23 protein-coding genes are annotated in these 23,638 nt (G+C 68.4%); 15 read left to right on the top strand and 8 right to left on the bottom strand.

Annotated elements, in window-relative coordinates; translation table 11 throughout:
* The first annotated feature begins 153 nt into the window (after positions 1–153).
* Positions 154–1,032 (top strand): pseudouridine synthase, encoded by an 879-nt coding sequence (locus tag J7J50_RS18265; RefSeq protein ID WP_215057292.1) that lies wholly within the window; start codon positions 154–156, stop codon positions 1,030–1,032.
* Between the two features lie 4 nt (positions 1,033–1,036).
* On the opposite strand, the gene J7J50_RS18260 is transcribed toward J7J50_RS18265, so the two are convergent.
* On the bottom strand, positions 1,037–1,792 hold the full coding sequence (locus J7J50_RS18260) for a gamma-glutamyl-gamma-aminobutyrate hydrolase family protein (protein ID WP_215057289.1): 756 nt from the start codon (positions 1,790–1,792) through the stop codon (positions 1,037–1,039).
* A gap of 286 nt (positions 1,793–2,078) precedes the next feature.
* Positions 2,079–4,187 (bottom strand): DEAD/DEAH box helicase, encoded by a 2,109-nt coding sequence (locus tag J7J50_RS18255; protein WP_215057286.1) that lies wholly within the window; start codon positions 4,185–4,187, stop codon positions 2,079–2,081.
* Between the two features lie 364 nt (positions 4,188–4,551).
* On the opposite strand from J7J50_RS18255, the gene J7J50_RS18250 reads away from it, so the two are divergent.
* The 10 genes from J7J50_RS18250 to thpR all read left to right on the top strand — a co-directional run bounded on the left by J7J50_RS18250 (position 4,552) and on the right by thpR (position 15,692).
* Positions 4,552–5,328, top strand: a complete 777-nt coding sequence (locus J7J50_RS18250; protein WP_215057283.1) for a DeoR/GlpR family DNA-binding transcription regulator — start codon at positions 4,552–4,554, stop codon at positions 5,326–5,328.
* Between the two features lie 207 nt (positions 5,329–5,535).
* Positions 5,536–6,741, top strand: a complete 1,206-nt coding sequence (locus tag J7J50_RS18245; RefSeq protein ID WP_215057280.1) for an MFS transporter — start codon at positions 5,536–5,538, stop codon at positions 6,739–6,741.
* A gap of 94 nt (positions 6,742–6,835) precedes the next feature.
* Positions 6,836–7,513, top strand: a complete 678-nt coding sequence (locus J7J50_RS18240; RefSeq protein ID WP_215057278.1) for a glutathione S-transferase — start codon at positions 6,836–6,838, stop codon at positions 7,511–7,513.
* Between the two features lie 79 nt (positions 7,514–7,592).
* On the top strand, positions 7,593–9,155 hold the full coding sequence (locus tag J7J50_RS18235) for a YdiU family protein (RefSeq protein ID WP_215057277.1): 1,563 nt from the start codon (positions 7,593–7,595) through the stop codon (positions 9,153–9,155).
* Between the two features lie 472 nt (positions 9,156–9,627).
* Positions 9,628–10,140: a hypothetical protein gene (locus J7J50_RS18230; protein ID WP_215057274.1), complete on the top strand. Its 513-nt coding sequence runs from the start codon at positions 9,628–9,630 to the stop codon at positions 10,138–10,140.
* Positions 10,141–10,238: 98 nt separating this feature from the next.
* Positions 10,239–12,125 (top strand): ATP-binding cassette domain-containing protein, encoded by a 1,887-nt coding sequence (locus J7J50_RS18225; RefSeq protein ID WP_215057272.1) that lies wholly within the window; start codon positions 10,239–10,241, stop codon positions 12,123–12,125.
* 296 nt (positions 12,126–12,421) lie between these two features.
* A complete protein-coding gene (locus J7J50_RS18220; protein WP_215057270.1) occupies positions 12,422–13,000 on the top strand; it encodes an SRPBCC domain-containing protein in 579 nt (192 codons plus the stop codon).
* Positions 12,997–13,713 carry a helix-turn-helix domain-containing protein gene (locus tag J7J50_RS25295; protein WP_215057267.1) on the top strand — a complete coding sequence of 239 codons (717 nt, stop codon included), beginning with the start codon at positions 12,997–12,999 and terminating at the stop codon, positions 13,711–13,713. Before J7J50_RS18220 ends, J7J50_RS25295 begins: the two co-directional genes overlap by 4 nt.
* Before the next feature lie 38 nt (positions 13,714–13,751).
* Positions 13,752–14,885 carry a hypothetical protein gene (locus J7J50_RS18210; RefSeq protein ID WP_215057265.1) on the top strand — a complete coding sequence of 378 codons (1,134 nt, stop codon included), beginning with the start codon at positions 13,752–13,754 and terminating at the stop codon, positions 14,883–14,885.
* Positions 14,886–15,104: 219 nt separating this feature from the next.
* Entirely contained in the window at positions 15,105–15,692 is a 588-nt protein-coding gene (thpR, locus tag J7J50_RS18205; RefSeq protein ID WP_215057262.1) for an RNA 2',3'-cyclic phosphodiesterase, read from the top strand.
* Here the strand turns inward: thpR and J7J50_RS18200 are convergent.
* On the bottom strand, positions 15,656–15,967 hold the full coding sequence (locus J7J50_RS18200) for a hypothetical protein (RefSeq protein ID WP_215057261.1): 312 nt from the start codon (positions 15,965–15,967) through the stop codon (positions 15,656–15,658). The two genes, thpR and J7J50_RS18200, sit on opposite strands and share 37 nt — an antisense overlap.
* Here J7J50_RS18200 and J7J50_RS18195 point away from each other — a divergent pair.
* Complete coding sequence (locus tag J7J50_RS18195) at positions 15,930–16,553, top strand: YdeI/OmpD-associated family protein (RefSeq protein WP_215057258.1); 624 nt, start codon at positions 15,930–15,932, stop codon at positions 16,551–16,553. The genes J7J50_RS18200 and J7J50_RS18195 overlap by 38 nt on opposite strands.
* Before the next feature lie 186 nt (positions 16,554–16,739).
* Here the strand turns inward: J7J50_RS18195 and J7J50_RS18190 are convergent, their stop codons facing one another.
* The 5 genes from J7J50_RS18190 to J7J50_RS18170 form a co-directional block, all read right to left on the bottom strand.
* Positions 16,740–18,119, bottom strand: a complete 1,380-nt coding sequence (locus J7J50_RS18190) for an esterase-like activity of phytase family protein (protein ID WP_215057255.1) — start codon at positions 18,117–18,119, stop codon at positions 16,740–16,742.
* A 56-nt stretch (positions 18,120–18,175) separates the two neighbouring features.
* A complete protein-coding gene (locus J7J50_RS18185; protein WP_215057254.1) occupies positions 18,176–19,087 on the bottom strand; it encodes an endonuclease/exonuclease/phosphatase family protein in 912 nt (303 codons plus the stop codon).
* Positions 19,084–19,506 (bottom strand): hypothetical protein, encoded by a 423-nt coding sequence (locus tag J7J50_RS18180; protein WP_215057252.1) that lies wholly within the window; start codon positions 19,504–19,506, stop codon positions 19,084–19,086. The genes J7J50_RS18185 and J7J50_RS18180 overlap by 4 nt, the downstream gene beginning before the upstream one ends.
* Before the next feature lie 164 nt (positions 19,507–19,670).
* Positions 19,671–21,383, bottom strand: a complete 1,713-nt coding sequence (locus tag J7J50_RS18175) for a M14 family metallopeptidase (RefSeq protein ID WP_251044529.1) — start codon at positions 21,381–21,383, stop codon at positions 19,671–19,673.
* Between the two features lie 111 nt (positions 21,384–21,494).
* Entirely contained in the window at positions 21,495–22,112 is a 618-nt protein-coding gene (locus J7J50_RS18170) for a hypothetical protein (RefSeq protein ID WP_215057248.1), read from the bottom strand.
* Between the two features lie 249 nt (positions 22,113–22,361).
* Between J7J50_RS18170 and J7J50_RS18165 the strand changes: the two genes are divergently transcribed.
* The 3 genes from J7J50_RS18165 (at position 22,362) to J7J50_RS18155 (ending at position 23,586) form a co-directional block, all read left to right on the top strand.
* The gene (locus J7J50_RS18165; protein WP_215057246.1) at positions 22,362–22,988 is read left to right on the top strand and encodes a glutathione S-transferase family protein; all 627 of its coding nucleotides are present in this window, start codon (positions 22,362–22,364) and stop codon (positions 22,986–22,988) included.
* 61 nt (positions 22,989–23,049) lie between these two features.
* Positions 23,050–23,277, top strand: coding sequence for a hypothetical protein (locus tag J7J50_RS18160; RefSeq protein WP_215057245.1), 228 nt, complete (start codon positions 23,050–23,052; stop codon positions 23,275–23,277).
* Between the two features lie 3 nt (positions 23,278–23,280).
* Positions 23,281–23,586, top strand: coding sequence for a hypothetical protein (locus J7J50_RS18155; RefSeq protein WP_215057243.1), 306 nt, complete (start codon positions 23,281–23,283; stop codon positions 23,584–23,586).
* Positions 23,587–23,638 lie beyond the last annotated feature (52 nt).

Raw genomic sequence — 23,638 nt, 5'->3', positions numbered from 1 at the left:
CAGCGCGCATTCTAAGCTTCTGGCGGGCCCGGCGCCCGATTTCGGGGCCGGGCGGCCCGAGTCGCGCGCGCAAAACCGCGCAAACGCCGCACGGATTCGGCTTTCGCCCGGCCGCGCATCCGGTTTCGGCCCGCGATCGGCGAAGATGCGCGCATGCCCAGCCACGATGCTCCCGCCGCCAGCGCGCCCAGCCGCCTGCAACTGCCGCCCGGCCCGTGGGCGAGCCTGCTCGATGGTTTGTGCGCGCGGTTTCCGGCGATCGGCCGCGAAGTCTGGCGCGAGCGTTTCGCCCGCGGCCGCGTGCTCGACGCGCAGGGCCATGCGCTGGCGGCCGATGAGGCTTACCGCGTCGGCATCGAGATCCGCTATTTCCGCGAAGTCGAACGCGAACCGGTCATCCCCTTCGAAGAGCGCGTGCTGTATCGCGACGAACGCCTGCTGGTGGCCGACAAGCCGCATTTCCTGCCGGTGATCCCGGCCGGCGGTTTCGTCGCCGAAACCTTGCTGGGGCGGCTGCAGCGGCGCTACGGCGAGACCGATCTGGCGCCCTTGCACCGGCTCGACCGCGGCACCGCCGGTGTGGTGATGTTCTCGCGCGATCCGGCCACGCGCGATGCCTATCAGTCGCTGTTCCGCGAGCGGCGCATCCGCAAGCGTTATGAAGCCCTGGCCCCGCCGCTACCGCAATGGCAGTTCCCGCTGCTGCGGCGCACGCGTCTGGTCGCGGGCGAGCCGTTCTTCCTGATGCGCGAGGCTGAGGGCGAGGCCAACAGCGAAACCCGCATCGATGTGATCGAACGCGGCGCGGTCCTGTGGCGTTATGCGCTGGAGCCGGTCAGCGGCCGCAAGCACCAACTGCGCGTGCACATGGCCGGGCTGGGCGCGGCGATCGTCAACGATCGTTTTTATCCGCTGGCCGAGCAGGCCGAAGACGATTTTTCGCGGCCGTTGAAGCTGCTGGCGCGCGAGTTGGCCTTCGTCGATCCGATCGACGGCAGGCAGCGACGCTTCGAAAGCGGGTTGAGTCTGTAGCCGCTCAGACCCATTCGCGCGAGGGCAGGGTGAACTTGCGCTGCGGCCGGCCGATCAGGTCGAGGAAATTGTTGAACACCGCGTCCGCGCGGGTTTGCATGGCCTGGATATGCTCGAGGGTCTGCGCGCGGATCGCCGCTTCGCTGGTGTCGTGGCCCAGTTCGGCCAGTTCCTCGCGATAGACCGGATTGGCCAGCCAGCGCTCGATCAGCGGCACGTCCATCTCCAGATGGAACTGGAAGCCGTAGGCGTTGTCTCCCCAGCGGAAGGCCTGCTGCTCGCAGGTGTCGGTGCGGGCCAGATGCTGCGCGCCCTGCGGGACTTCGAAACTGTAGCGGTGCCACTGGAACACCGGCGCGGCCTGCGCCAGCGGCGCCAGCACCAGATCGGCGGCGCAGGCCGCGGTCGGCTGCAGCCGGTACCAGCCGATTTCGGGCTGATGGTGCCTGCGCACCGGCGCGCCGAGCACGTGCGCGAGCAACTGCGCGCCCAGGCAGATGCCGAGCACGGGCTTGCCTTGTTCGAGCATGCGTTCGATCGCCAGCAGCTCGGTCTTCAGGTGCGTGCGCGTGGCCTGGTCTTCGACGTTCATCGGCCCGCCGAGCACGATCAGACCGCGATAGCGATCGACGTTGGGCTGCGCCTCGGGATCGCGGTCGAAGTTGGTGAAGCGGATGCGATGGCCGCGCCGGCGGATCAGCGGGTCCAGCGTACCCAGCGGTTCGGCGGCGACGTGTTGGAAGACCAGGATGCGGGACATGAGCGGCGGCGTTGCGGGTTACGCCTGCGACTATGCCAAACCGCGAGCGCGATGCGCGATGGTCGGCTTATGACTTCTGGTGTGGGGCAGTGGCCGATGGCCAGTTGTCGGTCCTGACTCCCTCTCCCGCTTGCGGGAGAGGGCTGGGGTGAGGGCGCGCGTATCCGCAACTACGGCGTTGCCACATTTCGCGTGCCCTCATCCGGCCCCCCGCCTTCGCGGGGGCAGGCTCTTCGGGCCACCTTCTCCCGCAAGCGGGAGAAGGGTATTCGCGAGCTGCGTGCTTTTAGCGAGGCGTCCGCGGCTTGAACGACTTCTTCGGCCCGCCATGCGGCGGACGCGGGCCGCCCGGGCGCGGCGCGCCGCTGTGCGGACGCGAGCCACCCGGACGCGGGCCGCCAGGACCGCCGCCCGGACGCGGCGAACGGCCGCCTTCGGTGTCGCCCGGCGTGGCGCGCTGGATGCGCAGCGGATGCCCGGACACGCGCACCTTCTTCAGATGCTCCATCAACTCGCGCGGCATGCCCTCGGGCAGATCGACCAGGGTGTAGTCGTCGCGGATGTCGATGCGGCCGATGTAACGGCTTTCCAGATCGGCCTCGTTGGCGATGGCGCCGACGATGTTGCCCGGCTGCACGCCGTGGCTGTGGCCGACCTCGATGCGGAAGGTCTCCATGCCGACTTCGGCGTCGCGCGGCGCGCCGCGGTCGTGCGAACGCTCGCTGCGTTCGGCGCGCGGCGAGGGCGCTTCGTCGTCGAAGAACGATTCGGCGTTGTTGATCACCGGGCGGTGCGCGGCCGGCGGCGTGTACTGGCGTTCTTCATGGCGCGGCGCCGGCGCGGAACGCTCGTGATCGCGCGGCGCACGCGGCGCTTCGGCGCGGCGCGAATCCGGACGCTGATCCTGACGGTATTCCTGGCGATGCGCGCCGGAATTGGAGGCGTTGTCGCGCTCGACGAACTTGCGCGTGGCCTGGCCGCGGTGTTCGCGCGGATTGTCGCGCTCTTCGCGCGCATAGCGCGGCACCGCCGGCGGCGGGGTCAGCAACAGCGGGTTGTCGCCCTGCACCAGCTTGGCCAGCGCCGCGGCGATTTCCACCGCCGGCACGTTCTTCTCGCGCTCGTAGCGCTCGATCATGTCGCGGAACAGGCCCAGGTCGCTGCTCTCCAGCGCGTCGCTGATGCGGCCGAGGAAGCGCGAGACGCGCTGCTCGTTGACCGTCTCCACGCTCGGCAGCTCCATCGGCTCGATCGGCTGGCGCGTGGCGCGCTCGATCGCGCGCAGCATGCCGCGCTCGCGCGGGGTGACGAACAAGATCGCCTCGCCCTTGCGCCCGGCGCGGCCGGTGCGGCCGATGCGGTGGACGTAGCTTTCGGTGTCGTAGGGGATGTCGTAGTTCAGCACGTGGCTGATGCGTTCCACGTCGAGACCGCGCGCGGCCACGTCGGTGGCGACCAGCACGTCGATCTTGCCGTCCTTGAGGTTCTGGATGGTCTTCTCGCGCTGCGCCTGCTGCACGTCGCCGTTGATGGCCGCGGCCGAAATGCCCCTGGCCGACAGCTTCTCGGCCAGTTCCTCGGTGCCCAGCTTGGTGCGCGAGAACACGATCATCGCGTCGAAGGATTCGGCTTCCAGGATGCGGGTCAGCGCATCGAGCTTGTGCACGCCGCTGACCGACCAGTAGCGCTGGCGGATGTTGGCCGCGGTGGTGGTGGTCGATTTGATCGCGATCTCGACCGGGCTCTTCAGATACGTCTGGGCGATGCGCTTGATCTGCGAGGGCATGGTCGCGGAGAACAACGCGACCTGACGCGTTTCCGGCGTCTTCTTGAGGACGTTCTCGACATCGTCGATGAAGCCCATGCGCAGCATTTCGTCGGCTTCGTCCAGCACCAGGCAACGCAGCTCGGACAGGTCCAGGGTGCCGCGGTCGAGGTGATCGATCACCCGGCCCGGGGTGCCGACGACCACGTGCACGCCGCGCTTGAGCGCCTGCAACTGTGGGTAGTAGCTCTGGCCGCCGTAGATCGGCAGGACGTGGAAGCCGGGCAGGTGCACGGCGTACTTCTGGAACGCTTCGGCGACCTGGATCGCCAGCTCGCGCGTGGGCGCCAGCACCAGCGCCTGCGGCTTGAACTGCTTGGGATCGATCTGGGCCAGGATCGGCAGCGCGAACGCGGCGGTCTTGCCGGTGCCGGTTTGGGCCTGGCCGAGCACGTCGCGGCCTTCCAGCAGCGGCGGGATGGTCGCGGCCTGGATCGGCGAGGGCGATTCATAGCCGACGTCGGCCAGCGCGCGCAGCAGCGGCGCGGACAGGGCGAGATCGGTGAATTTCGGCGAGGCCGGAGATTCGGCGGGAGAATCGGAGGGGGTATTAGGCAAGTCGGCGCTCATGACGAGGCTCCAGCAGCGCCGGCGAGGCCGGTCGGGGAAGACCGACCAGTTTACTCGCATGTGCGTGGAGCGAAGGCTCTTAAGCGAAGGCTTTCTCCGAAAGACGGAAAAAACAGGGGTTTTTGTCGGCGATGGAGCGGGGCGGCGAGCGTTTTGCGCGGCCGATCGGGGCCGGGTTGCGCGATTGCCTGCTTCGCTGACGGCTCGATTCGCCGTTTCGATCGCCGCCGCGGTCGTGCCCGGCCCAAGCCGCGCCGATCGCGCTGTGCCGGATCGGTCGGTTGGCCCGGGTCCGGAATCCGGTGCTTGCGAGGTTTGCACGTTTGTGCACAATTGAGTCCAATTATTAACGATTGGTCTCCCGATGTCGGCCGAAGAACTGCTGCCCCAGCAACGCCACCGTCTGATCCTCGACCGCCTGCTCGCCCAGGGCCGGGTGATCGCGGTCGATCTGGCGCGCGAGTTGGAGGTATCCCACGACACCATCCGCCGCGACCTGCGCGAGATGGCCGCGGCCGGGCAATGCCGGCGCGTGTACGGCGGCGCGTTGCCGCTGGCGCCGGACAACGGCCCGATCGCGCTGCGCCAGACCCAGGCGCCGGCGCGCAAGGCGGCGCTGGCGCGCGCGGCGGCCGCTCTGGTCGAACGCGGGCAGGTGCTGTTTCTCGACGCCGGTTCGACCAATACCGCCATCGCCCAGGCGCTGCCGCGCGGCTACGGACTGACCGTGGTGACCAACGCGCCCGCCATCGCCGCGTTGATCGCCCAGCGCGAGGACCTGGAACTGATCGTGATCGGCGGCCGGGTCGATCCGCGCATCGGCGCCAGCCTGGGCAGCGGCGCGATCCGCGATGCCGAGGCGATCCGCAGCGATCTGTACTTCGTCGGCGTCTGTGGCGCTGACGCCGAGGCCGGCGTTAGCGCGCTGGGTTACGAAGACGCGCAGTTCAAGCTGGCGGTCGCCGCGGCCAGCCGCGCGGTGGTGGCGGTGGTCACCGACGAAAAGCTCGGCACCGCCGCGCCGTACGCGGTGGTGGCGGCCGATGGCCTGCATGCGCTGGTGATCGAACACGGCGGCGATGCGGCGCAGGCCAAGGCCTTCGCGCGGCTGGGCGTGCGCGTGGTGCGGGCGCAGGTGTGATTGCGTGGCGGCGGATCGAACAGCGTCGGGGCTGAAGCCCCTCCCACAAAAGACCTCGTGGCGTCCCAAGGCTCTTGTGGGAGGGGCTTCAGCCCCGAAGCCTTTTTGTGGGAGGGGCTTCAGCCCCGATGCCTTTCGTTCCGCCGCGCCGACCCCTCCACCCAGCCTTCCCCTGATTCAATCCAAGCACCGGAGTCCGAAACACCCATGAGCGAATCCGATTCCCGAGCGGCCGCGCTCGCATCCACCGCTTCCGCCGCCAGCGCGCGCGCAGCCACCGCCCCCATCGGCGCAAGCGAACGCCTCTCCACCCGCATCGCCTTCTTCATCGCCGGTCTGGCGATGGCGGCCTGGGCGCCGCTGGTGCCGTACGCGAAAGCGCGCACCGGGGTGGACGAGGGCACGCTCGGGCTATTGCTGCTCGCGCTAGGCGCCGGTTCGTTGATGACCATGCCGCTGACCGGCGCGATCGCCGCGCGCTACGGCTGCCGGCGGGTGATCCTGCTGGCCAGCGCGGTGGTCTGCGCGACCTTGCCGCTGCTCGCGCAGTTCTCCACGGTGCCGGCGATGGCGCTGAGCCTGTTCGTGTTCGGCGCGGCCATCGGCACCATCGATGTCGCCATCAACATCCAGGCGGTGATCGTGGAAAAGGCCAGCGGGCGTCCGTTGATGTCCGGATTCCACGGCTTTTTCAGCGTCGGCGGCATTGCCGGCGCGGGCCTGGTCAGCATCATGCTGTGGCTGCAGGCGACGCCGCTGGTGGCGGCCTTGAGCGTGGCGGTGCTGTTGGCGCTGCTGATGCTGCTCGGCGGCCGCGGCCTGTTGCGCTACGGCGACGACGGCCACGGCGGTTCGATGTTCGTGTTGCCGCACGGCGTGGTGATCCTGATCGGCGCGCTGTGCTTCATCGTGTTCCTGGCCGAAGGCGCGATGCTGGACTGGAGCGCGCTGCTGCTGGTGTCCGGACGCGGCGTCGCGCCGAGCGTGGCCGGTATCGGCTACGCGGTATTCGCTTTGGCGATGACCATCGGCCGCTTCAACGGCGACCGCATCGTGCAGCGGTTCGGCCCGCGTCCGGTGCTGGCGCTGGGCGGCGCCTGCGCGGCGGCCGGTTTCCTGCTGGCGGCGCTGCTGCCCTGGGCGGGAACGACCTTGCTCGGCTTCGCCTTGGTCGGACTGGGTTGCTCGAACATCGTGCCGATCCTGTTCACCGCCGCCGGCAATCAGAAAGCGATGCCGGCCGGCGCGGCGGTGTCGGCGATCAGCACGCTGGGTTACGCCGGCATTCTCGTCGGCCCGGCCGGCATCGGCTGGATCGCGAAGATCAGCAGCCTGCCGCTGGCGTTCCTGCTGCTGGGCGCGGCCCTGGTCGCGGTCGCGGCGAGCGCGCGCATCGCCGCGGCCAGGGCCTGAGCAGGTCGCGGGCCGGGGCGACGATGGCGCCCACATGGTCGTCCGCGCGCATCCCGTACCATGCCCGCACCTTCTCGCTGGCTGCATCGCGCGCATGATCAAGGTCCATCACCTCAACAACTCCCGTTCCCAGCGCGTGCTGTGGCTGTTGGAAGAGCTGCAGCTTCCGTACGAGATCGTCCGCTACCAGCGCGATCCCAAGACCATGCTGGCGCCGCCGGAGTTGCGCGCGATCCATCCGCTGGGCAAATCGCCGGTGGTCGAGCTCGACGGCCAGGTGCTGGCCGAATCGGCCGCGATCATCGAAACCCTGACCGAGCGCTACGACAGCCAGCATCAGCTCTCGCCGCCGCTGCATCCGCTGGAGAGCGAGGAGCGCACGCGCTATCGCTACTGGCTGCATTACGCGGAGGGCTCGGCGATGCCGCCGTTGCTGATGAGTCTGGTGTTCGCGCGCCTGAAGACCGCGCCGATGCCGTTCTTCGCCAAGCCGATCGCGCGCGGTATCGCCGACAAGGCCATGTCGTCCTTCGTCGGCCCGCAGTTGGCGCTGCACCTGGGTTATATCGAAAGCGAGTTGGGCCAGCGGCCATGGTTCGCCGGCGAGCGTTTCACCGCGGCGGATATCCAGATGAGTTTTCCGGTGGAAGCCGCGGCCGCGCGCGCCGGCGGCAAGCGCCCGCACACGCAGGCCTTCGTCGAACGCATCCGCGCGCGTCCGGCCTATCAGCGCGCGGTGGAAAAGGGCGGGCCGTATTCGCTGCTGAGCTGAGCGCCGGCGCTTGGGTTCGCGCCGGGCGGCACCATCTGAAGCGGTAACGCCGGCCGTCGCGGCGAAGTCCTGGGTTTTCATGCACGCACTGCGTTTCGACAATGCCTTCGTCCGCGATCTGCCGGGCGATCCGGAGACCGGGCCCGACGTGCGTCAGGTGCACGGTGCGCTGTATTCGCGCGTGGAGCCCACGCCGGTGGCCGCGCCGGTGCTGCTGGCGCATTCGGCGGAAATGGCCGCGACCCTGGGTTTCAGCGAGGCCGACGTCGCCAGCGCCGAGTTCGCGGCGGTGTTCGGCGGCAACGCCTTGCTCGACGGCATGCAGCCGTATGCGGCCAATTACGGCGGCCATCAGTTCGGCCATTGGGCCGGACAGCTCGGCGACGGCCGCGCGATTTCGCTCGGCGAAACCATCAACGCCGCCGGTGAGCGCTGGGAACTGCAGCTCAAGGGCGCCGGGCCGACGCCGTACTCGCGCAGCGCCGACGGCCGCGCGGTGTTGCGCTCGTCGATTCGCGAATTCCTGTGCAGCGAGGCCATGCATCACCTCGGCGTGCCGACCACGCGCGCGCTGAGTCTGGTCGGCACCGGCGATGCGGTGGTCCGCGACATGTTCTATGACGGCCATCCGCAGGCCGAACCCGGCGCGATCGTCTGCCGGGTCGCGCCGTCGTTCATCCGCTTCGGCAACTTCGAACTGCCGGCCTCGCGCGGCGAGAACGAGCTGCTGCAGAAACTGCTGGATTTCTGCATTCGCCGCGACTTCCCCGAGCTGTCCGGCGCGGGCGAGGACCTGTACGCGCAGTGGTTCGCGCAAGTGTGCGAACGCACCGCCGTGCTGATGGCGCACTGGATGCGGGTGGGCTTCGTGCACGGGGTGATGAATACCGACAATCTGTCGATTCTGGGCCTCACCATCGATTACGGCCCCTACGGCTGGATCGACAACTACGATCCGGACTGGACCCCGAACACCACCGACGCCGGCCGCCGCCGTTACCGCTACAGCCAGCAGCCTCAGGTCGCGTACTGGAATCTGAGCCGGCTGGCCGGCGCGCTGTCGGTGCTGATTCCGGTCGAAGTGCTGCAGGACGGCTTGCGCCGTTATGTCGATGCCTACAACGCCGCCGAGGGCGGCAGCATCGCGCGCAAGCTGGGCTTGCGCGAATGCGGCGAGAGCGATGTCGCGCTGATGCAGGAACTGCGCGACTGGCTGCAGCGGCACGAGGTCGATATGAGCATTTTCTTCCGCGCGCTGGCGAAGGTCGATGTCGCCGGCGATGCCGCCGACACGCAGGTGTTCGCCGATGCCTGTTACGACGCGGAAAAGCGCGACGAAGGCGAACCGGCCCTGCGCGCGTGGCTGGCGCGCTACGCCGAGCGCGCGCGCGCCGATGCGATGCCCGCGGCCGAGCGCGTCGCACGCATGAACGCCGCCAATCCGCGCTATGTGCTGCGCAACTACCTGGCCCAACAGGCGATCGACCGCGCCGAGCAGGGCGATCCGGACGGGGTGTGCGAACTGCTCGAAGTGATGCGCCGGCCCTACGACGATCAGCCCGGGCGCGAAGCCTTCGCGGCCAAGCGCCCGGATTGGGCGCGGGTGAAGGCGGGGTGTTCGATGCTGTCGTGCAGTTCCTGAGGTCCGCGGACCCTGGGGCGCTGTGTGTGCGCAATCGGCTGTCGGGCGCGGGTCCAGGCCGTTTCCGGCGGCCGGCGCCGACCTGAGCGGTCGCGCGGCGCGTGCGGTGGCGGCGGATGCCGCTGCCACCGCCTCAACCCATCAGGCCGCTTGCGGGCCCGTCGGGCGGGTACCGCTTCAGACCGGGGCGAAGCCCTTGGTGGTCTTCTTTTCGTTCTTCTCGGCGCGCTTTTCCTTCATGGTCTTGGCCGGTTTCTTCTTGGTTTCCTTCTTGCGGTCTAGGCCCTTGCTCATGACGTTTTCCTCGCTGGATGACGGCGCGGCGCGGCGGATGCCGGGCGCCTGCGCCGAGTATGCGCCTGCCCGGGCCGTCGTGTAAGCGGAAGGTTATCGTCGCCTGTCGCCGTGCGGGGTAATCTGCCGGCCGGGCAGGTCCGTGTCGAACCGTGGATTCAATAAGCAGGGCGGGGTCGTGCTGAAAAACAGAATCGTCGATTTCGAGTCCATGGCCGACAGGATCGAGAAAGTCCGCGGCGCGCGGGATATTCGTTGTTTCGATATCGATCTATATGAAATAACCGCCCAGTCCGGGGTTCGGACCTGTTTTTTATGCGACTTCCCCTTGCGGGATTGCTCCGTGCCCGCGCAAGGCGCGACCGCCATTTGTTTCGGCTGTCTCGACGCATACGTAGAGGTCGAGGACTACGCAGGGCCGCTGTCGCGGTTCAAGGCGAGCGTCGAAAACGCCAATCGCCAGGCGGCGGCGCTGCTGGACCGGATCAATAACGGGCAGCCGATCGATGAAACGATGCTCGATGCCTTGTTGAAAGGGTTGGCGCTGACTGAGGTGGAGTTCTACATCGGGTTGCCGAAACGTTTCGGCAGCTTCGACCATGGCCTGGAGTCGGGTGATTGGACGGTGGCCGGCGCCGAATTCGAAGTGTGGTTTCAAAGCCGGATTTGCGTTTCGGTGAATCCGGTTTAAGTCGCCGCCGCCCACCCGGCCGGGTCGGGAGCGGTTTCAGGCGTCCGCGCTCGAATCCGGCCCAACGCTGAAGTCGCAGCGCCTGATACCATGGGCGGATGCCTTTGATCACCGTCCAGAACGTCGACTACAGCGTCGGCGGCCCGCTCCTGCTCGAAAACGTCGAATTGGCCATCGAACCGGGCGAACGCATCGCCCTGATCGGTCGCAACGGCGCGGGCAAGTCCACGCTCATGAAACTGCTGGCCGGAGAAATCCAGGCCGACGACGGCGAAATCCGCCGCGAGGGCAGCACTCGCATCGCCCGCCTCGAACAGGAAGTCCCGCCCGGCGCCAGCGGCACGGTGTTCGACGTGGTCGCCGACGGCCTGGGCGATCTGGGCCACTGGCTGGCCGAATACCACCACCTCACCCATGGCGATCATTACGACGCCGACAAGCTCGCCGAAGTCCAGACCAAGATCGAAGCCGCGCAAGGCTGGGGACTGGACCAGCGCGTCACCGAAACCCTGACCCGGCTGGACCTGGACGGCGAAGCGGAATTCTCCGGCCTGTCCGGCGGCATGAAGCGGCGCGTGCTGCTGGCGCGCGCGCTGGTGTCGGCGCCGGACCTGCTGCTGCTGGACGAGCCGACCAACCACCTCGACATCGAAGCCATCGACTGGCTCGAACAATTCCTCAAGTCGTGGCAGGGCGCGCTGCTGTTCGTGACCCACGACCGCCGCTTCCTGCGCGCGCTGGCCACCCGCATCGTCGAGATCGACCGCGGCCAGGTCACCAACTGGCCCGGCGACTGGGACAACTACGTGCGCCGCCGCGAAGAGCGCCTGAACGCCGAAGCGCAGGAAAACGCCCGCTTCGACAAGTTGCTGGCGCAGGAAGAGGTGTGGATCCGCCAGGGCATCAAGGCCCGCCGCACCCGCGACGAAGGCCGCGTGCGCCGGCTCAAGGCCATGCGCAACGAGCGCCAGGCCCGCCGCGACACGGTCGGCAACGTGCGCATGGACCTGGCCCAGTCGGAAGCCTCCGGCCGCAAGGTGATCGAGGCCAAGAACGTGTCCTTCGATTACGGCGGCAAGCCGCTGCTGCGCGATCTGTCCACGACGGTGTTCCGCGGCGACCGCATCGGCTTGATCGGCCCCAACGGCAGCGGCAAGACCACGCTGCTGAAGATCCTGCTCGGCGACCTGCAGGCCAAGAGCGGCGAAGTGCGCGAAGGCAGCAAGCTGCAGATCGCTTATTTCGACCAGTACCGCGCGACCTTGCGCGAGGACTGGAACGCGCTGGAAAACGTCGCCGAGGGCCGCGAGTTCGTCGAAGTCGGCGGCAAGAGCAAGCACGTGATCGGCTATCTGCAGGATTTCCTGTTCACGCCCGAACGCGCGCGCGCGCCGATCACCCGCCTGTCCGGCGGCGAGCGCAACCGCCTGCTGCTGGCCAAGCTGTTCGCGCAGCCGTCCAACCTGCTGGTGATGGACGAACCGACCAACGACCTGGACGTGGAAACGCTGGAGTTGCTGGAAGAACTGCTCGGCGAGTACCCGGGCACGCTGCTGCTGGTCAGCCACGACCGCGACTTCCTCGACAACGTGGTCACCTCGACCCTGGTCATGGAAGGCGACGGCCAGGTCGGCGAATACGTCGGCGGCTACAGCGACTGGCAGCGCCAGCGCCCGGCCGGTTACGCCGCCGCCGCCAAGGCGACGGCCAAGGACTCGGCCAAGGCCGTGACCAAGCCGGCGCCGGAAGCGGCCGCGCCCGCGGTCAAGCGCAAGCTCAGCTACAAGGACGCGCGCGAACTCGAACAGATGCCGGCGCGGATCGAGCAACTGGAGGCGCGCTTGGCCGAGCTGACGGCGCAGATGAACGAGCCCGCGTTCTATCAGCGCGACAGCGCGGCGATCAACGCGCATAACGCCGGCTTGGCGCAGACGCAGCTCGAGCTGGAAGCGGCGTATGCGCGGTGGGCGGAGTTGGATGCCTGAAGGCGGGGCGCTTTTCGGCGCTGCGAACCTTCAGGCCGTCATCCCCGCGTAGGCGGGGATCCAGGGCTTCATCGCGATAATCGTTCAGGCGAAGACGCGGTGTTCTGAAGTCAGGTGGCATCGCAGTTAGCTCTTTAGCGACCCCGGCCAGGGCTGGCCGCCCTGGCGTTCGCGGATGCGCGAGCCTGTGGCTCGCAAGCGCATCCGCTCACCCCAACTTCCGTCCATTGCGCAGAACCATCGCACCGGTCCCTAATCCCTCAACAACGCCGGAAGGCCGGCGAGGGAGCAGGGCGATGCGCACCACCATCGGATCGATCACCACCGGCATCATCGCCGCCCTCGGCCTGGCGCTGGCCGCCGGCAGCGCCGGCGCCGCGGTCAAGGACGTGACCGCCAACGGCTTCACCATCGAGAACGAACAGACCGTCGCCGCCGATCCGGCCACGGTCTGGAAAGCCCTGGTCGGCGATGTCGATCGCTGGTGGCCGAAGGACCACACCTGGTGGGGCGCGGCTTCGACCTTGTCGATCGATCCGCGCGCCGGTGGCTGCTTCTGCGAGATCGGCCGCGACGGCAAGCAGCAGGCCCTGCACATGACCGTGAGCTTCGTCGATCCGGGCAAGACCCTGCGCCTGCTCGGCGGCCTGGGCCCGCTGCAGGGCATGGGGCTGAGCGGAGCGATGGAATTCCGCCTGAGCGCGGCCAAGGACGGCGGCACCCGCATCGTCCTGTACTACCGCGCCGGCGGTTACAGCCCGGACGATCTGAGCAAGTTCGTGCCGGTGATCGACAAAGTGCAGGGGCTGCAACTCGGCGGCCTGGCCGATTACCTGCGCAAGCCCGGCGCGGCGGCCAAGGACGCGCATCAGTGAATCCGGCCGGCGCCTACCGCACCCGTCACGATCGCGGCGCGACGCTGGCGACGCATCGCCATCGCGAGGCCTACGCGGCGCTGGTGCTGGACGGCGACTACACCGAAACCAGCCTCGACGGCCCGCTGCCGTGCCGGCCGGGAACCTTGATCCTGCATCCGCCCTATCACGCCCACGGCGACCGCTTCGGCCGCGGCGGCGCCAGCGCGATCAATATCGAACTGCCCGAACCGCCGCCGACGCAACGGATCCAGACCGCCGCCAGCGCCTGGCAAGTGCACGACCTGCGCGAGGCGCTGGAGGTGTTCCAGCGTTGCCCGCAACGGCTGTCCGAATTGCTGGCCTGCGCCACGCCGCAAGCCGCGGCCGAGCTGCCGGACTGGCAGGGCGAATTGCTGCGCGGCATGGACGAAAGCGACGACGACATCGCCCTGATCGCGCGCCGCCTCGGCGTCTCGGCCGAACACGCCAGCCGCGCGCTGAGCCGCAGCTACGGCATGTCGCCGCGGGCGCTGCGGCGCGAAGCGCGCTGGCGCCGCGCGCTGGGCCTGCTCGGCGGCTCGCTGCCGCTGGCCGAGGTCGCCGCCGCGGCCGGATTCGCCGATCAGAGCCATCTGCACCGTATCGTCGTCGCCCACGCCGGTTGCACGCCGATGCGGCTGCGGCAACAGATCAAGTACGTACAAGACCGGGACCTGGCCGTCGCGGCCTAATGGCTCCAACGCGCCATCGCGTATACGGAGCTTCCCCCATGCACGCATCTGTGAAGAAAGCCTCCCTGCTGCCGGCCGCGGCCCTGCTGCCGCTGCTGATCGCCTGCGCGATCGGCCATGCCGCCGACATGCCCAAGCAGCCCGACAGCGGTCCGCTGGCCGCCAAGGCCGTCAGCGACGCGATCGGCGCGACCTTGCGCGCCGACGTGCCGACCGCGCTGGCCGCGTTGAAGACCGCGCCGGTCGATCAGTTCAACGACAAGGACGCGCGCTTCCGCACGTGCATGATCGAGCGCCACGAACGCAAGACTCCGCCGCCGATGACCGATGCGCCGGCCGACCCGCTGGCCCGGCAAGCGCTGGAGGCGTATCAGCGCTACTGGTGGCAGGCCGCGCGCGATCCGGCCACGCGGCCGGCCGAGGAAAAGCAGCTCAAGGCCAAGCTCGCCGCCCTGATCGGCGAAAAGCCGCCGGGCGAGGGCGAGGAAGCGTTCGAGGCGATGACCGACCGCCTCAGCGCCGAGCTCGGCAAGCGCGGCATGCACGCCTTGCAGGGCCGCACGCCGCCACTGTACGACTTGCTGGTGTGGGGCAAGCAGGAGGAACGGGACTACACCGTCGATCTGCCCAGCGGCGAGAAGCAACCGGTGCGCGTGTTCCTGATGGACGATTGGGTCAGCCGCGGCTGGAGCCGCTACACCGCCTGCGAGCGCACCGGCACCGGCGGATGGGTCAAGCCCGAAGGCCTGTACGCCGTGCATTCGGCCTATGGCGACCTGACCGGCGAAGACTTCCAGGCCAGCTTCCTCGGCCACGAAGCCCAGCACTTCGCCGATCTCAAGCGCTGGCCCGACATGAAACCGTGGGTGCTGGAATACCGCGCCAAACTGACCGAACTGTTCAAGTCCGACAAGACCCACATGGCCTTGCTGGACAAGTTCTACCGCAGCCGCGACGACGAACCCGATCATCCGCATCCCTACGCCAACAAGCGCGTGATCGCGGACATCGTCGCCAAGATGGGCCTGCCGGCCGACAGCGACCTGCACAACTCCGACCCGCTGGCCGTGCGCAAGGCCGCGCGCGATGTGCTGATCGAAGACACGCGAAAGCGCGAGGCGGAAACGCCGCCGGCGGCCGCGGGCGATGCGGCGGCCACGCCGAAGTCGTGAGTGCGATGCGCGGTTAAAGCGAAACCGCGATCGTGCCGAGGCGATGCCGCATGGTCGCCACTGAAGCCCCGAAGTCTTTTGTGGGAGGGAACTTCAGCCCCGACGCTTTCGGCTCAGATAGCCGCGCACCGCGAAGTCTTTTGTGGGAGGGAGCTTCAGCCCCGACGCTTTCGGCCCAGATCGCCGCGCACCCGCACAAGCCCCGAGTAAACTGCCCGCATGCAACAAAACTCCCTATTCGGCGCCGAACCGCCGCCCACGGCCGACCTCCATCGCCTGTTCTTCGCTCTGCTGCCCGATGAGGCCACGCGCGAGCGCATGGCCGCCGTCGCCGCCGACCTGCGCACACAGCACCACGCCGGCGGCCGCCCGATCGGCGCGCACCGTTACCACCTGACCCTGCAATTCCTCGGCGACGCCCACCAGTTCCAGGCCGACCGCGCTGCCGCCGCGCAAAAGGCCGCCGCCGACATCGCCGCGGCCGCATTCGATCTGCCGCTGGACCGCGCCGGCAGCTTCCGCAACCGCTCGATCCCGTGGTGGCTGGGATGCGAGCGCACCCCCGAAGGCCTGCAGACCTTGTTCGACCGCCTCGGCGTGGCGCTGGCCAAGCGCGGAGTGCGGGTGGAGGGCGGGCACAGCCTGACCCCGCACGTGACCATCGTCCGCGACGCCGCCGCGCCCTTGCATCCGCCGATCGCGATCGAGCCCATCGCCTGGCGCGTCAGCGATTTCGCCCTGATCCACAGCCAACTGGGCTCGCGCAACGCCTACACCGTGCTGGGGCAGTGGCCGCTGGCGGATTGAGCGGCGCACAATAGGCCATCCTCAGCGCGGGAGGTGGCCATGGCACAGCGAAAATCGGGATCGGCGAAGGCGGCATCGGCGAAAACCGTTTCGACCAAGACGACTGCGAAGAAACCGGTCGCGAAGAAATCCGCGGCGAAGACCGCGTCGTCTAAACAAGCAGTTGCTGCGAAGAAATCCGCGAGCGCGAAACCGGCGAGCGCCGCGCCGAAGAAAGACCTTCCGGCCAAGGCGAAGATGAAAGCCGCAGCGCCGACGTCGCACGATCCGCGCATCGACACCTACATCGCCGCCTCCGCGGCCTTCGCCCAGCCGATCCTCGAACACGTGCGCGCGCTGGTGCACAAGGCCTGCCCGCAGGTGGAAGAGTCGATCAAGTGGGGCATGCCGAGCTTCGTCTATCGCGGCAAGATCCTGTGCGGCATGGCCGCGTTCAAGCAGCACGCGACTCTGGGCTTCTGGCAGGCGCCGAACATCGCCGATGCCGATCGATCCCGCAGCGGCGAAGCGATGGGCCAGTTCGGGCGGCTGACCGCGGTCGGCGATCTGCCCGGCGCGCGCGAACTGAGCCGGCTGGTGAAGCAGGCGATGGAGTTGATCGAGGCCGGGGCGACGCGTTCGCCGGGCAAGACCGCGCGGACCAAGCCGCCGGTGGTGGTGCCGGACGATCTGGCCGCCGCGTTGAAGGGCAATGCGAAGGCGAGGGCGACTTACGTAGGTTTTCCGCCGAGCCAGCAGCGCGAGTATGTGGAGTGGATCGAAGAGGCCAAGCGCGATCAGACGCGCCAGTCGCGTCTTGCCCAGGCGGTGGAGTGGATGGCGGAAGGGAAGATTCGGAACTGGAAATATATGGCGAAGTAGCCAACGCCGTTCCCCCCTTTGAAAAAGGGGGGTAGGGGGGGATTTGCTTCTGCCTTTGGGCGCGAACAGCAACAGCAAATCCCCCCTAGCCCCCCTTTTTCAAAGGGGGGAATCGAAGCGGGGGGGGCAGGGAGGACGATGGGGCGAAGCGTCAGCTCGGGCGCGCATCGCCCCAAGCCGCGTGTCTCAGCGCCGAAAATCCACCGCAAACCCAATCAACGTACCCGGAATCCGGCTCATGCCCACCGGGCAATCGCCATCCAGCGCTACCTGCGCACGCTCGCCGCTGACGCGATTGACGCAGACTTCGAACTGCTCGCCCGCGCCCGTCTGAGTGACGCTGTAATCGTTGTCGCTGCCGATCAGCACCAGATGCTTGCCGCTGCGCAGGCGCGGGCCGATCGCCAGGCCTTCGAGCTTCTCCGGGATGTCGCGCGCGCCGGCGTCGCGCAACGCGGCCAGGATGTCGAGCTCCGGCGCCTTGCCGACTGCGCGCACGTCGGCGGGCAGATCGTCGCTGCCGGCCAGCGAACGCTCGGCGACATTGCTCGCGCCGCGCAACGAAATCCGATAGACGCGCTTGTGCAAGGGCGCGGCGGTGACTTCGACGCCCAGGCCGCGGTTGTCGCGCTCCAACACCAGGAATTCGCTGTCGCTCAGCGCGTGGATCGCGCTCAGGCCGATGCTGCGGCCCTGCTGCGTGGCGGTGAAGTCGTCCGCGGTCGACGGATCGATCGCATTCAAGTCCGCGATCGGTTCCAGCCGGTACACGTACTGGGCGCGCGAACGGCCGCTGCGCAGATCGAACTCGACGATGCGCACGTTGCGGCTGCGGCGGCCGTCGTTGTTGGCGCCTTCCTGAGTCAGCGGGTCCTGCATGACCGCATACAGTTTGTCGCCGGAGGCGTTGAAGCTCAGGCCTTCGAAACCGCGATTGTCCTGGCGGCCGTTGATCACCAGCTTGCGGTCGCCGACGTAATCCAGTCCGCCCTGGGCGTTGCGCGGCAACAGATTGGCGGGCGTGGCGAAGGCACGCAGGAAGCGGCCGTTCGGCGAGAACTCATACACGCTCGGGCCGTATTCGTCGGCAATGAAGAAGTGGCCGTTGCGGCCGATCGCCAGACCTTCCGGATCGAAGCTCAGGCCCAGCTTGGACACCTCGCCGTTGAGCAACTGCGGATTGAGCCCGTTGAAGCTCTCGCCGCGCGCGGTGTGGAACAGGACGGTCTTATCGACCACCGGCTGGCCGATGCGGCCGCTGCGGCGATCGTAGTGAATGCGCAGACGCTGCAGGCGCGTGGCGTAGTCGATCACGCCGCCGCCCGGGCCGCGGTCGGACAGCGCGTACCAGTAGCCGTCGCGGCGGTTGTAGCTCAGGTCGGAATAGAAGCCGAAGCGGTTGAGGTTGGCCTGGTCGGGCGTGCCCGGCGGCAGGCGCACGGCGTCGCGGGTGGTGGCCGGGGTTTCGACGAGGTTGGTCAGCGACCAGCGCGCGGCGCTGGGCGGCGCGGCCATGGCGGGCATGGCGCAAGCCAGCAGCAGCGTGGTCAGGGCGGTGCGGATCATGCGGGGCTCCTGCGGGGCGGGGGAAGCGGACCACGCTAGGAGCGGCACATGTCAGTTCAATGACGGCGGCCCGATTCCGGCGGCTGGATCGGGCGCAACCGCACGAACAGACCGAAGTGATCCGACGCCCAGACGCCGTCGCGCGGCTGATTCAGGACGATGCGCGCCTCGATCAGCTCGAAACGCTTCGGGTCGTAGAACACGTGGTCGATGCGCTGCGCGGGCAGATAGGCCGGGTTGAGGGTGGTGCTGCGCGCCGGATCGGCGGCGCTGTCGGGATGCGCCTGGGCGTAGGCGTCGCGATAACGCGCGGCCAGGGCCTTGAGTTCGGGCGAATCGGCGTCGCTGTTGAAGTCGCCGGCGACGATGACGTTGCCGGTGCGCTGGCTGTCGTCGATGAAGTCCAGCAGGCTGGCGATCTGGCGGCGGCGGATCGCGCCGCCCTCGCGTTCGTTGTGCAGGTGGGTGGCGTAGAAATCCACGCCCTTGTGCATGGCGTCCAAGGTCGCATGCGCGGCGGTGCGGTAGTCGTTCAAGGGTTCCAACTTGCGCATGTCCTGCGCCGAGCCCAGGGTCTTGTACAAGATCGCGTTGCCGTAGCGGCGCTCGGCATCGTCGGCATCGACCGAGACGAATCGGACCTGGTAACCGGTGGCTTGCGCGAGATCCTCGGCCTGATTGCGCAGGCCCGGACGTTGCAGCACTTCCTGCAGCGCGATCAGGTTCGGATTCAGGCGCCGGATTTCGTCCACGATCATCGCCCGGCGCTTGGGCCAGTCGCCTTTGTCGTGCCACAGGTTGAGGGTGAGCACGGCGACCGGAGCGGCCGCGATGGTGTCCTGCGATCGCGGCAATTCTTCGCCCGAAGCGGTCGTGGCGAGCATCGCCGCGAACAGCGCGATGGCGGCCGGGATCGCGCTTCGCCGCCGCCGCGGAGCGGTGTCGGCTATGAATGGGTTGCGGATCATGGCGAAGCGACCTCGGCGCAGCCCTGGTACATCCTGTGGCCGTCCCACAACGCGGCGCTGGCGGCATAGACGCGATCGCTCATGCCGTCGCTGCAGCGCTCGCGCTTGTAGATCAGCCCGATCACGGTGCCGTCGTCGGTGACGCCCACGTAGCCGTTCTTTTGTTCGCTCTCGACGACGATGGACAGTTCCATCTTGCGCAGGCCGTAGTCGAGTTGCAACCGAATCTTCGGTTGCGGGCCGGCGTCGACCTCGGCCAGCCAGCCCGGTTCGGTGCCGATCGCGCGCAAGGCCAGCGCCGGTTTTTTGGCCGGCGTTGCGCGGGTTTTCGCGGTGTCGGGCGGCGGCGCGGGTGTTCCGGAGCAGGCCGCCAGCAATGCGACGGTCAGGGCCGGCAGCAGCGCGGTTCGCGAACGCATGCGGGATCTCGGCGGGGGACGGATGCGGGCAGGATAGCGCGTGGGTCGATCCGCGCGGGTCACGCTGGGCCCGGGCATAAGCGATCGGCTCATATACGCGGATAAAAAAAGCGCGGAGCCTGAGCCCCGCGCCTTTGTGCCGGTTCAGCGGTTAGGGCGGTCGATCAGCGCGGCACCGACTGCGTGCGCAGCACCGGGTACTGGTTGTAGCGCGTATCCCAGGCCGAATGGCGGCGATAGAAGAAATCCAGGCGCGCCTGCGGGCTCTTGGCGAAGGCCGCATCGCTTTGCAGCCGGGCGTCGAATTCGGCCTTGACCTTCGGGTCCTTGAGCATTTCGCGCGCCACGTCCTCGGCGACGTAATCCTCCATGTATTCCTTGCGCTCGAAGGCGTTGTTGAACTCGCCCCAGGCGGCCAGCGAATCGGGCGCCAGCGGTTCCAGGAGCGCGATCGCCAGGCGCGCCTTGGGCTGGGCGATCGGCACGAACAGCGCGCCGGCGACCAGGTCCTGCGTCTCGGCCTTCCAGTCGCCGCTCAGCGTGGTGCGCTGATGGCCTTCGACCGACTGCGCGGCGAACTCGGCCTTGTCGGCGCGGAAGGTTTCGACCCGGGCCTGCTTGAGCGCGCTGTCGAGGCGGCGATAGCTCACCCCGTGCTGGTCGAGCTTGGCCGCGACCCAGGCCGCATGCGCCGCCGGCACCAGATAACCGCCGCGCGGCGCGAGCACCTGACGGCTGGGCTGGATGTCGTATTTCAGCGGAATGTTCCAGATTTCCGGCTTGGTTTCGTCGTAACGCGTCATCAGCGCGCCGGACACGTCCGACGGCGTGCGCGTGTAGGCGTAGCCGCGGAATGCGACGGTGCGGATCTTGTCGCCGGCCTTGTAGTCGATGGCGACGTTCTGTCCGCCCAGCGCCTGCGCACGCTGGTCGGCGGCCAGCGCGGTGCGGCGCCAGTCGGCGCCGTTCGCGGCGACCAGGTCCAGCACATCGACGATGGTGTTGCGGGTGATGCGCACGCGGGTCGGATAGTCCTTCCACGAATGCGTTTCCACCAGCATGCCCAGGCGGTTGCGCAGGAAGAAATAGCCGTGCGAGAAACGCGGCGGCGGCACGCTGTCTTCGAAGCCGGAGGCGGGGTTGTCGGACTCGACGAAGGACGGGTAGTACCACAGCGCCATCGAGCCGTTCCGGTTCAAGCGCTCGATCACGCCGTCGCGCAGCGCGGTGCCGGCCTTGCGCAGGGCCTCGTCGCCGGCATGCACGGGTTCGACCTGGATCGACACATCGTGTTCGAACTTGGCGCCGTCGGTGACGTGCAGATCGACGTAGGCCAGCGGGTCCCAGCGCTCGAACAGCTTGAGCATGGCCTGCATTTCCGGCGCGTCGGCCTTCAGGTAATCGCGATTGAGGTTGTAGTTCTGCGCGGTGGTGCGCCAGCCCATTTCCTCCGGGCCGCGCTGATTGGGGCGGTTCCAGCGGCCGAAGCGCTCGTGTCCGTCGATGTTGAACACCGGTACGAACAGCAGCACCTGCTTGTCGAGCGCGCCCTTGGCCGCTTCGCCGTCCAGGGCCTGGCGCAGCGCCAGGAAGCCGGCGTCCTTGCCGTCGATTTCGCCCGAGTGGATGCCGCCCTGGATCAGCAGCACCGGCAGATTCTTCGCCTGCGCCTGCTGCGGCGTGAACGCGCCGCTGCGGGTCGCCACCAGCACCTTCATCGGCCGGCCCTCGGGCGTGGTGCCGAAGTCTTCGCAACGCACCGCGTCGGGATAGCGCTGGGCGAACTGCGCGCACAGCTCGATCACTTCCTGATAGCGCCCGGTTTTGACGAAGCCGCTGCGTTCGGAGACGGTGGTCAGCGGCTCGGGCGCGGCCATCGCCGGAGCGGCGAGGGCGAAGCTCAGGGCGAGCGGCAGCAGGCCGCGGGACAGCAGGGGAGAATGGAACAGACGGTCGGTCATTGCGGACATCCAGCGAGCGGAAAGGGGTTATTCGAAATTGCAGGTCGCACCATTGCAGGTGAGCGTGTTGAAGTCGTAGATCACCGAGTGCCCCAACTCTCCGGTCGGGCGCTCCACGCCGCGCGGAACGTAGAAGCGGGCGCTGTGCGCGCCGTACAGTCCGGTCGGCAGCCGATATGGCTTGAGTACCACGTAAGCGTTGTGCAGGGCGAAGCCCGAGGACGATTCGTCGCGCCGCGCATCGACGCCGCGCTGGCTGCTCTGCCACTGCTGCAGATCGCTGCGGCGGGCTTCGCGCAGATAGCCGTCGCGCACGCCTTGGATCAGGCCGGCTTCGCCCTCGGGTCCGGTGTAGGCGGGCACGACCGGCACGATGGGTTTGAGCGCCGGCGGCGCGGCCGCGGGAGGAGGCGCTGGCGAGGCGACGGCCGACGCGCGCCTTGGGGTGGACTCGGTCGGGGTCGGTTCGACGGCAGGCGGCGAAGGCCGCGGCGGCACCGCGGTGTCCGCAGGTGCGGCGGCGGGCGGGTCTTGCGGCCGTTCGCGCTGCGATGCGTATTCGAACGCCTTGTTGACCGAGTCGCAGCCGCCCAGCGCGATCGCGAAGCACAGGGCGCAGAGCGTCAGGGGGGAACGCGTGAACATGCGGCGATTCCTGATCGTGCGCCGACCCGAGACGGGCCGGCGTGGCGGCGGGATGCGGATCGGCGCCTTGCGGCGTCGCGAGCGGCCTAATTTACGGGATCGCGTGCGGCCGCGCTTGCGGATTCTTTAGCCAGCTGACACGAGGTGACAGGAGTCATCGCGACCGCCTGCGCGCGCGGACGGGACGGGCTGCGGCCGTGCCCGCGCGTGGTCTAGACTTCGCATCCGTCCTGTCTGGATACCTTCGCCATGTACGCCTTGTATTACTCGCCGGGCACCGCCAGCCTGCTGGTCCATTGGTTGTTGATCGAGATGGATATCGAACACGAGCTGCGTCCGGTCGACATGGACGCGCGCGCGCACAAGAGCGCCGAGTATCTGGCGATGAATCCCAACGGCGTGGTGCCCACGCTGATCGTCGACGGCCAGCCGCGCTACGAAGCCGCGGCGCTGGCGATGTACCTGGCCGATCGTCATCCCGAAGCCGGATTGGCGCCGGCGCTCGACGATCCACGGCGCGCGCAGTACGACCAGTGGATGTTCAATCTGGCCAGCACGCTGCAGTCGCCGCTGCGCCTGTGGTGGTATCCGTGGGACCTGCAGGCCGACGACGACGCGGTGCGGGCCGGCGCGCAGGCGCGGATCGAGGACGCCTGCGAACGGCTGGACGCACAACTGGCCGCGCACGGGCCGTATCTGCTCGGCGAGCGCCTGAGCGCGGCCGATTTCTACCTGACCATGCTGATGCGCTGGACCCGCAAGATGCCCAAGCCCGCGCACGAATGGCCGCATCTGGGCGAGTTCGCGCGGCGCATGAAGGCGCGGCCGGGCTTCGCCACGCTGTATCAGCGCGAAGGCTTGAGCGAGTGGGCGTAGGCGTCGGTGCAACGGCGCTGAAAAACCAGCTCGCCATTGCCGCGAAAGCCCGCAGATCAAAATGGACGCCGATCAAATGCAGACGTACCCGTTTCGAAGCATCTTCCGTGCAGCAGCGTTGCCCAGAGAGCCGCGCGCGGCACGCCTCATCGCCGCACTCGCCCTCGGCCTGACCCTGTCGCTGCCGGCACTCGCCGCGAGCACGAAATCGGCGCCCGCGAAGTCGGAAACCCGCGTAGCGAACGCGCCGGCGGGCACGCAGGTCGGCGGCATCGTGCCGGAGGAATGAACGGTGCTGATGGCGCTGGGCGCGCTGCTTCGACCCCTTCGCCGTGCAGCGCGGTTCCGGCCCGCGGCAGGACCCAAGTCCCGCCACCACGCCGCGGCCGACGGTTGCTGGGCGCTGTTGCCGCCGCTGCCCCCGGGCAAGCACCGGGTGGTGGTCGGCGCCAATTACGGCAGCGATGAGGACGAGGCCTACGGCCGCATGATCCAGAACTTCGAATACGAGCTGCGGATCGGCCATCTGAACGGCGCCGCGGCGACGGCCGGCGCGCCGCCGGGCGCGGCCAAACCGGGTGCGGGGCCGATCGGTTAGGCTGTGGGGCTGGACCGTCCGGGCGCCGCTGCGCCCGGGCTTTCGCATGGAA

It is taken from the genome of Lysobacter sp. ISL-50 (assembly GCF_018612875.1).
In the GTDB taxonomy this organism is placed as follows: Bacteria; Pseudomonadota; Gammaproteobacteria; order Xanthomonadales; family Xanthomonadaceae; genus Lysobacter.
The sequence above is the reverse complement of the archived record's forward strand: the minus strand, read 5'-3'. Positions and strand labels throughout refer to the sequence as shown.